The 13,826-nt window shown below is 61.8% G+C and carries 16 protein-coding genes and 1 pseudogene; 7 read left to right on the top strand and 10 right to left on the bottom strand.

All coding sequences use genetic code 11. The annotated features are described in order from the left end of the window. Window positions 1-26 precede the first annotated feature (26 nt). From ACWDVW_RS24515 to ACWDVW_RS24500, 4 genes are read right to left on the bottom strand one after another with little or no spacing between them, the layout of a single operon-like run. Window positions 27-197: a hypothetical protein gene (locus ACWDVW_RS24515; protein ID WP_449953005.1), complete on the bottom strand. Its 171-nt coding sequence runs from the start codon at window positions 195-197 to the stop codon at window positions 27-29. Between the two features lies 1 nt (window position 198). Then, the gene (locus ACWDVW_RS24510; RefSeq protein ID WP_449953002.1) at window positions 199-1,065 is read right to left on the bottom strand and encodes an ABC transporter permease; all 867 of its coding nucleotides are present in this window, start codon (window positions 1,063-1,065) and stop codon (window positions 199-201) included. Continuing rightward, the gene (locus ACWDVW_RS24505; protein WP_449952999.1) at window positions 1,062-1,436 is read right to left on the bottom strand and encodes an RRQRL motif-containing zinc-binding protein; all 375 of its coding nucleotides are present in this window, start codon (window positions 1,434-1,436) and stop codon (window positions 1,062-1,064) included. The genes ACWDVW_RS24510 and ACWDVW_RS24505 overlap by 4 nt, the downstream gene beginning before the upstream one ends. Continuing rightward, complete coding sequence (locus ACWDVW_RS24500) at window positions 1,436-1,684, bottom strand: DUF6284 family protein (protein WP_449952996.1); 249 nt, start codon at window positions 1,682-1,684, stop codon at window positions 1,436-1,438. Before ACWDVW_RS24500 ends, ACWDVW_RS24505 begins: the two co-directional genes overlap by 1 nt. Window positions 1,685-2,417: 733 nt before the next feature. Here ACWDVW_RS24500 and ACWDVW_RS24495 point away from each other — a divergent pair. Together ACWDVW_RS24495 and ACWDVW_RS24490 are read left to right on the top strand one after the other, a co-directional pair. Next, window positions 2,418-3,584, top strand: coding sequence for a hypothetical protein (locus ACWDVW_RS24495; RefSeq protein WP_449952994.1), 1,167 nt, complete (start codon window positions 2,418-2,420; stop codon window positions 3,582-3,584). 4 nt (window positions 3,585-3,588) lie between these two features. Continuing rightward, window positions 3,589-4,143 carry a cysteine hydrolase gene (locus ACWDVW_RS24490; RefSeq protein WP_449952991.1) on the top strand — a complete coding sequence of 185 codons (555 nt, stop codon included), beginning with the start codon at window positions 3,589-3,591 and terminating at the stop codon, window positions 4,141-4,143. 62 nt (window positions 4,144-4,205) lie between these two features. On the opposite strand, the gene ACWDVW_RS24485 is transcribed toward ACWDVW_RS24490, so the two are convergent. Continuing rightward, window positions 4,206-4,721 carry a TIR domain-containing protein gene (locus ACWDVW_RS24485; protein ID WP_449952988.1) on the bottom strand — a complete coding sequence of 172 codons (516 nt, stop codon included), beginning with the start codon at window positions 4,719-4,721 and terminating at the stop codon, window positions 4,206-4,208. A gap of 124 nt (window positions 4,722-4,845) precedes the next feature. On the opposite strand from ACWDVW_RS24485, the gene ACWDVW_RS24480 reads away from it, so the two are divergent. Then, a complete protein-coding gene (locus ACWDVW_RS24480) occupies window positions 4,846-5,298 on the top strand; it encodes an HIT family protein (RefSeq protein ID WP_449952985.1) in 453 nt (150 codons plus the stop codon). Here the strand turns inward: ACWDVW_RS24480 and ACWDVW_RS24475 are convergent. Both ACWDVW_RS24475 and ACWDVW_RS24470 read right to left on the bottom strand, forming a co-directional pair. Continuing rightward, window positions 5,270-5,695 carry a hypothetical protein gene (locus tag ACWDVW_RS24475; RefSeq protein ID WP_449952982.1) on the bottom strand — a complete coding sequence of 142 codons (426 nt, stop codon included), beginning with the start codon at window positions 5,693-5,695 and terminating at the stop codon, window positions 5,270-5,272. The two genes, ACWDVW_RS24480 and ACWDVW_RS24475, sit on opposite strands and share 29 nt — an antisense overlap. A gap of 359 nt (window positions 5,696-6,054) precedes the next feature. Further along, a complete protein-coding gene (locus ACWDVW_RS24470; RefSeq protein WP_449952980.1) occupies window positions 6,055-6,483 on the bottom strand; it encodes a hypothetical protein in 429 nt (142 codons plus the stop codon). A 1,219-nt stretch (window positions 6,484-7,702) separates the two neighbouring features. On the opposite strand from ACWDVW_RS24470, the pseudogene ACWDVW_RS24465 reads away from it, so the two are divergent. Next, window positions 7,703-8,214, top strand: a pseudogene (locus tag ACWDVW_RS24465) (cysteine hydrolase). 43 nt (window positions 8,215-8,257) lie between these two features. On the opposite strand, the gene ACWDVW_RS24460 reads toward ACWDVW_RS24465, so the two are convergent. The 3 genes from ACWDVW_RS24460 to ACWDVW_RS24450 all read right to left on the bottom strand — a co-directional run bounded on the left by ACWDVW_RS24460 (window position 8,258) and on the right by ACWDVW_RS24450 (window position 12,460). Next, window positions 8,258-10,411, bottom strand: a complete 2,154-nt coding sequence (locus tag ACWDVW_RS24460; protein ID WP_449952977.1) for a DEAD/DEAH box helicase — start codon at window positions 10,409-10,411, stop codon at window positions 8,258-8,260. Further along, the gene (locus ACWDVW_RS24455; protein ID WP_449952974.1) at window positions 10,396-11,241 is read right to left on the bottom strand and encodes a HamA C-terminal domain-containing protein; all 846 of its coding nucleotides are present in this window, start codon (window positions 11,239-11,241) and stop codon (window positions 10,396-10,398) included. Before ACWDVW_RS24455 ends, ACWDVW_RS24460 begins: the two co-directional genes overlap by 16 nt. Window positions 11,242-11,704: 463 nt before the next feature. After that, window positions 11,705-12,460 (bottom strand): helix-turn-helix domain-containing protein, encoded by a 756-nt coding sequence (locus tag ACWDVW_RS24450; protein ID WP_449952971.1) that lies wholly within the window; start codon window positions 12,458-12,460, stop codon window positions 11,705-11,707. 135 nt (window positions 12,461-12,595) lie between these two features. Between ACWDVW_RS24450 and ACWDVW_RS24445 the strand changes: the two genes are divergently transcribed. The 3 genes from ACWDVW_RS24445 to ACWDVW_RS24435 all read left to right on the top strand — a co-directional run bounded on the left by ACWDVW_RS24445 (window position 12,596) and on the right by ACWDVW_RS24435 (window position 13,766). Further along, window positions 12,596-12,754, top strand: a complete 159-nt coding sequence (locus ACWDVW_RS24445; RefSeq protein WP_449952968.1) for a hypothetical protein — start codon at window positions 12,596-12,598, stop codon at window positions 12,752-12,754. A 289-nt stretch (window positions 12,755-13,043) separates the two neighbouring features. Next, entirely contained in the window at window positions 13,044-13,391 is a 348-nt protein-coding gene (locus tag ACWDVW_RS24440; protein WP_449952966.1) for a hypothetical protein, read from the top strand. Window positions 13,392-13,424: 33 nt separating this feature from the next. Beyond that, window positions 13,425-13,766: a PadR family transcriptional regulator gene (locus ACWDVW_RS24435; protein WP_449952963.1), complete on the top strand. Its 342-nt coding sequence runs from the start codon at window positions 13,425-13,427 to the stop codon at window positions 13,764-13,766. The last annotated feature ends 60 nt before the right edge of the window (window positions 13,767-13,826 follow it).

The raw sequence follows: 13,826 nt of genomic DNA, 5'->3' as shown, positions 1-13,826 counted from the left end.
CCGTTGGGCTGTGCCGCCGGGCGGGGCTACTTCGTGCGGGGCTTGCGCACCTCGAAGGTGTCCGACGAGCCCTGCCGCAGCTTCTGCCGCTTCGCGTCGGCCGCGTGGCGTGCCTGCTCGGCGGTACCCGGCTCGCTCACCGATCGGGTCTTACCGGTGCGCCCGGATCGGCGGAACGCCTGAAAGTCGCTGCTCATGTCAGTGGCCCTCCCTCACGAGGTGGGCCAGGGCGGCGCCCATGCCGAGTACGGCGACGGGTAGGACGGACACGGCGGTGGTGATCCACCAGGGGGCGACGGTGATTCCGGCGGCGACCAGCAGGTGGTAGGCCACCTGACCGAGCGCGCCGACGAGCAGTGACCCGAGCGCCGACCACTTCGCGAACCGCAGTGCGCGGGGCGGTACCCGTCCGGACAGCCACACGTACAGGGCGTACGCGCCGTAGGTTTCGACGCCGACGGGCAGGGTGATCGCGGTGTTGATGGCCAGGCTGTCCCAGATGCCCGGCAGCGGGTGCACCACCCCGAACCCGGTGAGTCCGCCGAGTCCGACCCACCCGGACCACACCGCGACGAACGCGGGCAGCGCCAGCAGGATCACCGGCCACGCAGCCACCGGCTTGCCCGGTTTGACCGGCGGGGGTGGGGTGGGCGTGTCCGGGTGTCCGACCGTCGTCACCTCGGCGTCCCGCACGGGCGCCGGGATGGGCGTCGGGTCGGTGGTCGGCGGCGTGTGCTCGGGCACGGTCGGCGCCGGGGGCGGGTTCGGGCCGATCGGCTCGGCGTAGTCGAACACCGGGGCGGGGGTGTCGGTCTGCGGGGTGAGCAGTCCACCCCGCACCGCCATCGCGGACCGCAACTGCTGGGTGCGGGTCTGCTGGTCGTGCTCGGACTTGAGGCGGGCCAACACCTCGTCGGCCTTCGGCGCACCGATGTGGAACTCCCGCATCAACCGGTTCCGCGACGGGAACTCCTGCCCGTCCGGCAGGGGCAGGGCACGGGCGGCGGGCAGTAGGGCGTCGACGGGTTGCGGATACTTGGTGCCGTTGATCGTGGGGGCGGTCATGCGGCTTCCTCCATCGGGTAAGCGCAGTCGACGCACTCACCGAGTGAGCGCGGAATGCAGTACGGCCGGACCACACCGCACACGCGGCAGGTACGGCGGGCGGTCAGAGCGGCGGCGATGGCGCGCATCTGGGCGGGGGTGGCGGTGCGCTTCGGCCGGGCCAACTCCACCCGGTACAGGTACGCCACCCGGTTGCCACCGACACCGCGCCAGAGGATCTGCGCGGCCACCGGCTGACCACCAGGCCGCAGACCAGCGGCACGCAGTTGACGACGGGTCGCGTAACCCGGCGGGGCACCCTTCCACCAGAAGGTAGGGATGCCGTAGCGGGTCCCGTCCGGGTCGTGGAACGCGGCGCGGATGCGGGACATCAGGCCGCGCGATCCGGGCCGGTCGTGCGGGCGGCCACCTCGGCGGCGGCCCGCGTCACGCGGGACTCGGCCCGGCGCAGCCGACGCCAGTCCAGGGCGGTCGGGCCGCCGTGGTTCTCGGCGTTGATCAGGGTGATTTCGGCGTCGAGTACGTCCAGTTCGGCGGCGATTAGCGGCCACTCAGTGTCGATCGCGGCCAGGTCGGCGGCGGTCGGCTCAGTGTTGACGAGTGCGAGACGTTTCCTCACGGGAACCTCCGGTACAGGTCGAAACAGCGGGGGAACCCTCGGATCTGAGCCAGCGACGGCAACCGGGTCGGTAGTCGTCGCGGCTCAGTCCCGAGGTTGTGCAGCACGCGGTATCCGCTCCGCTCGCCCTGCTCGGCCGGGACCTACCGGCGTCGACCACCAGGTGGTTCAAGGCAGGGATGCCGCTCGGCGGCGTCTCGCGTGCTCATTCCTGTCGCTATGGAGTTCTCAATGAACGACCTGATCCGGCGTCTCATGGGCGTGCGGCAACGTGTGCCGTCGTTCCCCGAGCCATCCGGCCGGTACAACGTGGCGTTGTATTCGTGACGCTACAACTTCACGTTGTATTCGCGCAAGCACCTGTACCGCGTAGGCTTGTACTGATGACCGATGCTGACCTGCCCGCCGACTGGTGGACGACGGACCATGTACGCACCTACCTGGCTTCGGTAGGTGTCCCGATCAGTCGCGCAACCTGGGCTTCATACGTCTCACGCGGGCAAGCTCCCGCGCCTGACCGGGTATTCGGCCGGTCCCCGGCGTGGCAGCCCGAGACCATCCGGAAGTGGCAGGCCGAGAGGCCGCGTCGAGGCACCACCGGCTAAGTCGGATCATCTGGTGCCTCCCTTCCTCGGCTCCCGTCTGCGGCGGCACCTTGCTCGCCTGCCAATGAGACTGCCCGCCGGGCGGCGATCCGGGCAGGTCCTACACACGGACACGAAGGACACGGCCCATGTCCATTGAGGTCCCACGGCAGTTCAAGCCCAATCTGGTGCTGGTCAACCGCCGCAAGGCGGTCGGCTGGGAGTCGCGCAAGCGCGCCGCGCGCGAGCTGCACCGCATCGGCCAGCAAGGCGGCATCCGCGAGACACCCACGGTCGAGGCCATCGAGAAGGCGATGTACCGCCACGAGACCGGGCGTGTGGCGGTCACTGACCCGATTTACCGACAGCTCTACTGCCTTGCGTACGACGCAAAGCCACACGACCTTTTCGGCGAACTGACCGGCAGCGCCGTGGACCGGCCGCACTTCACAGCGCGATCCCACAAGTTCGTGACGGCGTTCGTCGGCGCTGAGGGGGCAGCCCGGTTGCGGGATAGCGCGGCCTGTGCCCAAGCCAGGGGAGAATGGCATACCTGCTACTCAGCCCCTGTCGAGCATCCGGAAGGCGACTGCACCCTGTACGTCTGGCCATGCGGGTCGGCAATTTTCCACCTTGTCGAGCATGTCCAGATGTCCACGATTGCGGCACTGGCCGCATGGCGGGAGGTGTCGTATGGCGACAACATCAAATGGGCCACCGACTACCTTGCACCCATTGCGCCGGCCGAGGACGAGTCGGCGGTATACGTCCTGGGCGCCCAATGGGTTACTGAGCCAGCGTGGCCGGCTGAACTCTTAGATGCCGCCCTGCGCATCATGTCGACGCCAAAGGTTCTGCTTCACCGTGGCAGACCTATGGACGACGAACATCTGGCACATGCCGAGCTGGTTGAGCAGTCGTTGTTGTCTGAGGCGTACGATCATGTCGGCATCGAATCATTCGGCGTACGTGGAATATCGGCGGGCTACGCCTCATGGTCTGGAGTCGTGTACCACCCAATATCAGCCGACCGCTCTCTGACCGAGTCCGAAATGATCGCTTGCGAACTTGCGATTCAATCCATGTGGGCGTACAGCGACGCGATCGCCCGTCAAGTGGAACTGGGAAGAGATCCGCAGGTACCGCCGGAGCACGGGTGGCGCTATCTTCGGGGAGTACGGTCCCGACTTACTGTTTCCCGCCTGCGGGAGACCGGACAACACCAGGCAATGCGCCGAGCAATCCTGCGGACGTGTGACCTAATGCCAGCCCTAGACCAAGCCATCGAGACTCTCCGCGATACGGATCGAGGTTAAGAAAATGACATCTGGTCGCCCTGCACTTGTCGTGACCGACATGCAGAACGGCTTCGTGAGAGAGCAGTCGGCGCACATCGTCCCTGTCGTTGTCGATCTGGTTCGCCGATGGCAAAGAGCCGGCGCGGACACCCTCTTTACTCGTTACTTGAATTATCCTAATAGCCCTTTTGAGCGGTTCTTCGACTGGCGGAAACTTCAATCATCGCCCGAGATAGACATCATTCCCCAGCTTGAACCATTCTTAAGAAGCGGAACCATTCTTGACAAAATTATCTACAGTCCATTCACAGAGCAGGGCGCCAAGCTAATTGCAGATCGCGGCTGGACGGATCTGTACTTCTGCGGGATTGCCACCGAAAGCTGCGTTCTTAAGGGTGCGGTGGATGCATTCGAACGCAACTTGACACCGTGGTTGATCGTCGACGCATCCGCCAGCCATGCTGGGGCCGAGGCACACAACGCAGGGCTGCTTGTTGCCCGTCGATTCATCGGTGCCAGCCAGTTGATTACACAGGCTGAGATACCACCAGCGCTTCTTGACGATAATCAGCAGTAGTCAAGAAGTAAGGGCCGCGTGGTGTCGTACAACCACCACGCGACCCTCTTGGGACGTCGGTCTCACCTGCGCCTAAGTGCTCCCGGGTTTTTCGACTTAATAGCGATCGCCTCCTCCACCCAGGTGGCGAGGTTGTCGCCTATCGTCGCGTAAACAGCTCGACTATCCAAGCCAGTCGGGTTATAAGCTTTCACGATACCGGACAGCGAGCGAGAGTTCAGCGTGAAATTCTCGAAAGGATTACCGCCTTGCAGGGATTCTCGCCCTCCAAGATCCTTGAGCCGATGAATGTACACGCCCAGGACAGCTTTCCCGTCGAACCAAGACTTTTCAATCTCGTAGTTCACCCATCGGCGGTTCGCGGTGTACTGGCCGATCAGCACCACTGTGCAGGATTTGCCGGAAATCTGGCCGTCAATCCAGTTCTGAACAGCAACATCTCCCTTACGCTTGATTTCTTCCCACTGGTTCCCAGTAAGCAACGGCGTGGTCTTCTCGACCGTACCGATGTTGCGGACTTGAGAAACACGGTGCGAATCCTGCTTGTAATGAAAGCTGTAGAATACTTTCCTAGCCACAAACCCTCCCAATCAAGTAGGCACTGGAGGCTACCAGGCAGCCCGCACCCTAGTTCGCATCCGGCAACAGTCTGTCGCCAATCCGACATGAACCCATCCCTCAAGCACTGATGATTGGAAGGTCATGCCACGAGCACCCATGCCCGACTGCGATTTCTGCGAAATCGCTGCCGGCAGATCTCCAGCCGAAATAGTTTTCGAAGACGACGATTCGGTCGCATTCATTCCATTGCGTCCCGCCGCCGTGGGCCACGCATTAATCATTCCTAAAAGACACATCGTAGACATCTACGAACTCGACGCCAGCGCCGGAGCCCCTCTAATAGAGGCAACGACACGGGTCGCAAATGCGATCAAAAGAGCACTTTCTCCAGATGGAATGAATCTAATTAGTTCAGCAGGGGCTGCCGCCACTCAAACGGTCTTCCACCTACACCTGCATCTGGTTCCACGCTGGACAGGAGATCACATCGGAGACATCTGGCCACCAAGCGAACCCTGGAGCGACTCGGCCACGGAAGGGGTGGCAGGAGTTATCAGAGACTCAGTCAGGAAATACGAATCAAGGCACCCATAAAGAAGGCAAAGTTGATGACAAACAAGACCCCATAAAAATAGCGAAGCGTCATAGAAAAGAAGGCGTTCGCCAGCGACACATCATTCCAGTAGCGGCTACAGTCCATTGAAAATGGCTCCACCCTGGACTGTGGTCGACGCACGTCGTCGTATAGACGACGAAAAAGCCGCTCTTGTCGAAGGTAGAATGCATCGAGCATCCAGAAAATCACTATCGGAGCGAAGGCTACCGCAACAATCTTCCAGCTCAGTCGATTCGTCGCAACCACAAAGAATGCCGACCCAATAGCTAGAGTCCATCCCTTAATCAAGAAGGAGTTGGTTCCGAGCCTAGTTATAATCGCTTGAATCATCTCTAGATGTTTAACTTTGTCTGGACTAAACCCCTTCTCGCTCACTGCGGCATCGTAACGAATCGTTTTCGTAAGATCCAGATGAGCATCGGCCTGCACCAGCGCGAGCAGTGGCCGGAGAACCCGTTGGGGCTCCTGCGCCCGCCCGTCTGCCTCGTCTCAGTCTTCGTCTCGTTCGCCAGGGTTCGGCTCAGGTCCGGAGCGGTCGTCCGATACTGGCTGCCGTGGCCGCAGACCTCAGCGACTGTGGGCGAACGTTGGACGACAGACTTGGAAAGCGTGTTGGGTTTACACCCTCACGAGTTCGAATCTCGTATCCTCCGCTCGCTTGAGCTGGAAAAACGACAGGGCCGGCCCCCACGGGACCGGCCCTGAGTCGTCTTCTGCGGTCGATGTCGTCTCAGTCACCGGCGGCGACGCGATGTCCGCCTACCAGCGACGCCCTTGCGGTTGTCGGCGCGGCCACGCCGCGCGTTTCGTTGACCCTGGCGCTGACCGCTCTGCGAGGGTCGACGGTCTCGCTGAGCGACCACAAGGATCACCGTGACCACGCCGATCAGCACGGCGAGAATCCCTCCGCCCAGAAGCATGACGCCTCCCCCGTCGGCCATGAACTGCGAGGCCGCCACAGTCCCTCCGGCGATCGCGGCCATCAAACAGAGACCGATCACGCCCGTGACCGCGCTCGCCGAAAGATCGCGCCCTTCCCACTCAACTCCCCGCTGGTGAATCCGGAGGCGAGCACGACGCTCATCCGACGGGTCGGGCTGCGGCTCGGTGACGGTGAAGTCGACCTCCGTCTGGGCCGACCTGCCGTTGTCTTTCCTCGGCATGCACCTGTCCTTCTGCTCAAAAGGTACACAAGGGGCACTTGCGGGACTTACACTCACCACGACGGCCAGCTTCTGTACCTCCTAAAGCTGGTCGTTATACCGCTAAGCGTTGGACGGAGAACGTAGCATGGGCCCGAACGTCCCCCACTCCTACCCCCTGTCCGGTTCGCACTTCGGAACGTAACCTCACCGGCTGGCGCTCGTTCCCCTAGGAGCATGAGCCATACATCATATGGTTTCAGGGTTGCCTTTGCGGGTACGCGTCAGGCAAGGTAGACGCACCCGGAATGGCCGTCCGTTGCAGCGGCCGGCCATCAGCACTGAGACCAACACAGACCAGCAGCCTCGCAGTAGAGGCCTCGCCCTTCGGGCGGCTGCGGCAACAGCCACCCGGAGCGAGGATCACGAAGGGGAGAGGCAATGCCATCCGCGACCGCCGTTGCTCCATTCCAAGAACATCACGGCCCACAGCGCGATCAATCCCGGCCAGAAGGCAGTCTCGCACCACCTGCACCGCCGACGGCTCGCGGACATGGAGGTTCGCTGACCAAGGTAACCGTGAACTTGCTTCCAAGGACAGTTGCGGCGCTGGAGCAAGCAAGCGAATCAACCGGTGACAGCAAGACGGACACGATCAACCGAGCAGTGCAACTATATGCTTGGGTGCAGCGGATGCTTGATGCCGGCGAATCGCTTAGGGTGGTTAGCCCTGACGGAGAAACCAGAGAGATTCACCTCTTCTAGTGTAAGTGCCGCAAGTCGATGGCGGGCAGCTAGCTGCCCGCCATCGACTTTCTATAAGCACTACTCGCGCGACTTCCAGATAAGATCGCCGAGCTGCTGAGCAATGTCCCGACGCACCTGATCGGTCATGTGCTGGTAGCGGACGACCATCGCGGAGTTAGACCAGCCCATGATGCCCCATGTCGCCCAACCATCGCGGGAACACGTCGACCGGGAACGGTGGCGGCGCCGCAGTCGGCCCGGTCAAGGGCACTGGAACATCCCACAGCGGCCCGCCCGGCGACTGCCCGGCGGGTCGCGTCCTGCTGGTTGGTGACCAGGTGCAGACGGGCGGCGCTCACGCGGCCACCGCCCGAGGCCGGCGGGCACCAGCAGGCGATCATCTCGGCTTCGGTCAGGGAACGCTCGGCTTAGATCGGGTGATACACGACTCCGGACCAGGAGGCGTAGCCCACCGAGACTTGTCGTGACCGATATGCAAAAAGGCTTCGTACGCGAGCAGTCAGCGCACATCGTTCTGTCGTTGCCGACCTTGTGCACCGGTGGCAGGCAGCCGGCGGCGATACACTCTTCACTCGGTACATCAACTATCCCGGCAGTCCCTTCGAGCGCTCTTTTGGCTGGCAACGGCTCCAGTCTTCTCCCGAGGTTGACTTCGTGCCCGAGTTGCTTCCATACCTGAACCAGGGCGTAACGCTTGACAAGAGGATCTACAGCCCGTTCACCTCGGAGGGCGTTGCGCTTTTCAAGCAGCATGAGTGGGACGAATTCTACTTCTGCGGCATTGCTAACGAAAGCTGCGTCTTGAAGGGGGCCGTGGACGCCTTCGAGCACAACTTCACGCCGTGGCTGATCTCGGACGCCTCGGCGAGCCACGCAGGCAATGAGGCGCACGAGGCGGGACTCCTAGTCGCGCGACGGTTCATCGACCCCCGCCAGTTAATAAGTCTGACGGATATCCCCGACCATCTCCTGCTATCCGAGTAAGAGTTAAAGGGAAACACTCTCGAATAAATCACGCCGCAGCTTTCTAAAACTCCTGCGCCGTTTGCGGCCCGAGCCCCGCGACCACCTCACTAAACATTTCCTGTTCAAATGGTTCAAGAATCTCCAGGAGGGCGGGGTTGGCTGCGACTACCCGCAGCCGGATCAAGAGGTCATCCAACTCGCCACCCCGCAGGCCTAGAACCCTAAGCTTTTGCGCCACTTGCGTCGGGAGGCCATACTCCTCAAGATTAATAAAGCACTGCGGAAGGAACTGCGCCTCAAGCTGAGCGATATAGAAGCGGTAGTTTCCCGTCGGCAATCCGAACCGCCGGAGAACCTCTCGCTGAATGCGATCTAATGCACCAATCGCCCTCGGCGCCGTATGCCCAACCCAGTTGCGGAGGAAAAAAAGAACATCCTCAACGGCTTCATCGCGATCCTCCGAGAACCGAAGCTGTGCTTCAACCATAGCTGCAATATCGCCCGGATTCCGCCGAGCTGTGTTTAAGCGCGTGGCGAGCGAAAGCGCTGTAACTCTTCCGCGCTGCCCCGGCTCGACTAGATACTTCATAATGAGCTCGGAAATCACTTTGAGATCTTCCCAGCGCGGGATGCCAGTCCATGAAAGCAAGTTGCTGTATGAGCCCGGATTCGATGCTATTTCCTCAGCAAGCTCTAACTGCCTGTCAGGGTCCATTCCCTTGTTAGCGCGGATTACCTCGATGCTCAATAAGTCCTGCTCGTAGATATGCCGCATCCGCTCGTAGGACTCAACCGACAGCTCGTCAGTCGGCAACTGAACCAGAGCAGCGGTCGACGCTCGCGAAGACTGCGAAGAGATTGGTATGTCTACAGTAGTTTGCGAGATCGTCGGCGGACTATTAAATACACACACCCGCCCGACGAAATGCTTGAACATACGGCCCGCCCGACCACGAATATTACTGAACGTAAAGTAGTCCAGCTTCTTGGTGCTGAGCTTGCCGTCCATTATGATGACGTTCTGCGCGGCGGTGTTAACCCCCTCGATAAGGGTGGAGGTGCACACCAGATACTTGAGATACCCGCCGTTGAACTGACGGACCAGGTGGTGCTGCAATGCTCGCGGAACCCGGCCGTGGTGCAAGCCGATTCCCGCCTTCAGGCACTGCGCTAATATCCATTCGGGATCGTAGTTGTCACCGACCCAGTGCGAGGCCGCCGCCAACTCTGGAGAATCTTGGCCTAAACCATCTTCCAGCAGCCACCGGCCCACCTGCCTAACCCGCTTGGGAGACTTGCAGTAGATGAGAGTAGGAGGGTCAAGTCGGGCGCAAACCTCGGCTAGTCTTTCTCTCTCATCACCTGTTCTGACTTGCTCTTCATCTACAGCTACGGTCCGAAAGTCCGTAACAATTAAGTTCTCGTGAAGCTCGGATGGCAGCGCTTCGTGAAGGTTATCAACGTTGGGGCCAGTCAAGTAATACTGTGCGCCAGTTCTTCGGAGACGGTCCCAGGCTATGTTCAGTAGGGTTGACCTGTCAGCGTCTCCAACAGGGTCCAACTTGTAGAACTCATCAATAACGAAGAGGCCGATTGGAGGAAGATCCTCTACCTCCAATAGCCGTTCTTGCGTCATAACCATCAGCGTCTTGCGCCCAAATCGTTGACTTGGATAGGTAACAATCTTGTATGAGCCCGAGAATCTCGACAACCTACGCCGGGTCTCATCTATCAAAGCAAGAGTCGGAACAACAATGGCAATATTTGCCCACTTCTCGCTCGCTACAAGGGCATCGGTAATCGCCGACTTTCCGAATGATGTCGGCGCGGAAAGAACGACGCTTTGGCCACCCATAAGCCTGTCGAAAACGACCCGTTGCATGGCATGGAAGACAAAGAGTCCTTCTTCCTCTAACGGTTCCGGCCGGTGATATTCAAAGGCGAGCTGGTCGCTAGTTGGCAGGAGATTTGGATCCCGAACGTAGGGGTAGAGACCCAGCCGGACAACGAGGGCCTCCAGTAGGGGAAGATACGAGGGATTGAGATCGTCCCTCCGATCGAGCATACGTACCAAGAGGTCGCGGGACTCGTCTGCTTGGTCGGGGTAGGATGCCGCCCGAGCGATTGTGCCCAAGATAGCGAAGGCGTTGCCATTCAGATGCTCTTGAGACCGCAATGCCTGCTTTGCGTCAGCGAGGCTCAGCGACGTTGCCATGCGAGCAACCTCTCTTGAAATTCCTCCACCAAAGACGTCTTCTTGAGCATCGGCAGAAGAATTAGACGGAGGCGAACGCCCCAGGCATCGTCACATTTACTGTGAAAAGAATCCCAAGCCCTGGATGCCTCTTCTTTGAGTGCACTTACGTACTCATCACATAGTCTTTTATTAGCGCCCACCGCACTACTGTCGTACGTTAGAAGTACAGGTATTGTGACAGCATCGAAGACTTCATCGAGACTCGTATTTTCATCTAGAACCCTCGCTACTCTTTCGGCGTGCTCCCACATTGGATCCAGCTTGTTTGTAATCGCGCTGAACTCACGCCTCAAGTAATCCGATTTTAGATGCTCATGAAGTTCGTCCGTCACGTCACGGATGGCTCGGTCTAGCTTCTCGTAAAACTTGACTTCGCCGAGCCACAGCTCCAGTTCGTCATCTATCTCTACGACATGGACCGCATCGAAGCCTTTGACGGTCTCGTTCGGGCCATCCTTAAAGTATATTTTGCTGATTGCGGGAACCGAGTTGAACGTGTCCCGGATAATCGAATGGAGTATCAGCTCACCGAACTCGCCACGCTTCGAGTACTTCTCGGTGGCATAAATTGACCTAGCGGCTCGGCGCAGGCTCCGTGCGGCCGTCTCGTGGTTTATCTCGATATATTCCGAGTAAGGAAGAGCGAAGGTGGCCAGGTGTCGCTCAAACACGTCCTCAGCCAGCTCCGTCGCTCGCCACCGACCGAGTTCATACCCTGGACAGAAGGTGTGCAGCGACGGGTCCCGGTCCATGAAGTCAACTCGTACCTCCAGAACAGGTCTGACCATGCGCTCCGCTCCCCACGTGCTGCACGCCTACCCAGAACTTGACCCAGCGTGCCGGTGATATAACTGAAGCGCTTCCCACCTGTCGGATACCTGACACTGCCTCGCGTTGATTGCGGTTAGTGGCTCCAACTTTTAGGCGGAGGGTACGGTCGGCCGTCTCAGTTGTCGTCTCGTTCAGCCACGTTCCCCGTCATCCGGTTAGGTCTCTCGGCGAGGAGACGTCGCTACGTAGGGCGGTCATGTGCCCAGGCGGACGCGGCACGACAGACTTGGAAAGCGTGTTGGGTTTACACCCTCACGAGTTCGAATCTCGTATCCTCCGCTCACCTGAGCAGCACGAACGACATGGCCGGCCCATACAGGGACCGGCCCTGATTCGTTCCTGCCGTTCCGCGCCGCTCAGCCCACCCCGACAGGTACGGCTCAACCGGCGACAACCCGGCACGGCACGCACCGCCCGGATTCAGACCTCCGGGCGAGCGTTGTACCGGTCGAGGGTTGCCTTCGACGTCGACGCGTCCTGGAACACCAGCTCCCATGGACCGGTGTTGACGTCCATGTCCTTGCCGAACCCGACCCATTTTCCCGCCATCCGGCGCCCCGTCGGCTCCGCCAACAACTGGATCGCCCCGTGATAGCGGGCGCCCCGGTAATAGCCGGTGGGGTCGGTCTGCTCTACCCACGTGCCGGTGACGACACTGCCGTCCACGGTGAGGTCGAGTGCCAGCGACGACGCGGCCGAGCCGGGCAGGCTACGTACGGTCAGCCGGTCGCCGTGTTGCAGCACGACCACGAAGTGCTGGCCGGCGAAGGACTCGTCCCGGCTGCTGGAGTGGTACTGGTAGCGACTGAGCCACACACCCGCAAAGGACCCGTGGGCGGTGGCCGCCCGAGGTGCGGGCGTCGGGGTCGCCAGACGGGACATCGGCGAGGTGAGGTCGTGGCCACCGTCCCCGTCCTCGGCGGCCTCGCCGTCGGCCACCGCCCCGAACCCGAGCAGTTCGATCGGCAGACCGGTGACCACCTCCAAAGCCCGGACGTAGACCGGCCGGGGTGCGGCGATCGCGCCTGACTCCCACCGCTGGACGAGCCGCTTGTTGGCGTCGTTCGGCTCCCCGGCGCGATGGCCGGCGGCTTGCAGGGCTCGTGCGAAGTCGTCCTGACTCATTCGCATACCGGCACGCACGGCCCGCAGCGCGGTGTTGGGGGCGGCAGTCATGCCGCTCACGATAGCGCTATGTCGCCAAAATGTCGTCACCTTTGTGCCTGTTATGTCGCTCTATCCGTCGTCGCGTATGGCGACGTTGAGGCGTCAGAGTGCCAGGAGATGGCAACGGCAGGGAGGCGGAGAGTCGTGACGGTCTTCTGGTGGTTGCGCCGGATGTTGGTGCGTCGCGTTCCGTTTCTTGCGCCGAGCGGCCGGGTGCCGCCCGGCACCGGCCAGGCGATTCAGGACCGGGAGGCAGAAGCAGCTCGCCAACGGCTGCTCGACCTCGGTGACCAGTCCCGATGATCGGGCCGATAGACGTACTGACGGCCAGAGCGAGTGTGGTCGTACGGGCGATTCACGCCATCGCGGAGTTGCCCACCCGTCTGGGCGGGCAGCACATGCCACGGCGACCGCAGTGGACCTGCGACACCTGCCCGACGCCGGACACTCCCTGGCCCTGCTCGCCCGCCCTGACTCGCCTTGCTGAGTACCACGAGGGTGACGTGGCGGCGTTGGCGACGTACCTCGGCGCTCTGGACGGCGCAGCCCGCGTCGACCGGTCGGGCGCTCGCGGACGGGCTGGTGGACTCCGGTGACCGCGCTGCGCACTGGCCAGGTCCTGCTGCTCGACGGTGGGGCGTCGCCGCAGTTCGCCCACCGCCCGCTGACCCTGCGGCTCAGCGCCGTCCTTCCGTTCACCACCTTCGACGGATGGGTGTGGCTCTCCGGCTACGCGCTCGACCGTCGGGGTGTCGCGACCGCGCGGCGAGAGGTCTTCGTCCGGTGGAGAGGTATCCGCGTGGCCGATGACGGCGCATGGGTGACCGTCACCGTGCAGCCGAAGCCTCCTCGACCCAGCAGCGACACCCGGCCCCCGAGTCGAAGAGCACCGCCGAGCCAGACCGCAGCGCCAACGAGCGGGCGGAGCATGAACGGTTGACGACATATAACGGTGACCGTAATATTGGCCGCCATGCAGGAGCCCACATTTCTGATCCTCACCGCCCTGGCCGCGCAGCCGTTGCACGGCTACGGCGTCATCCGGGCCGTCGAGGCACTCTCCGCCGGTGAGGTCAAGCTCCGGCCGGGCACGCTCTACGGGGCTCTCGACCGGCTGACCGAGCAGGGCCTGCTCGTCGTCGACCGGGAGGAGGCAGTCGAGGGTCGGCTGCGCCGCTACTACCGGCTCAGCGACACCGGCGCCGCCGCCCTTCAGGAGCAGATCGCGCGGTTACGCCGCCACGCCACCGCAGCGGAGAGCCAGCTCGGCAAGCGCTTCGGCGGGGCATCGGGCTTAGGGACGGTGCCCGCGTGACCACCGTGTGGCCGGAGGCCGACCACAGTTTGGAGCGCAGCTACCGGAGGCTGCTGCTCG

It is taken from the genome of Micromonospora sp. NPDC003241 (genome assembly GCF_053589795.1).
The sequence above is the reverse complement of the archived record's forward strand: the minus strand, read 5'-3'. Positions and strand labels throughout refer to the sequence as shown.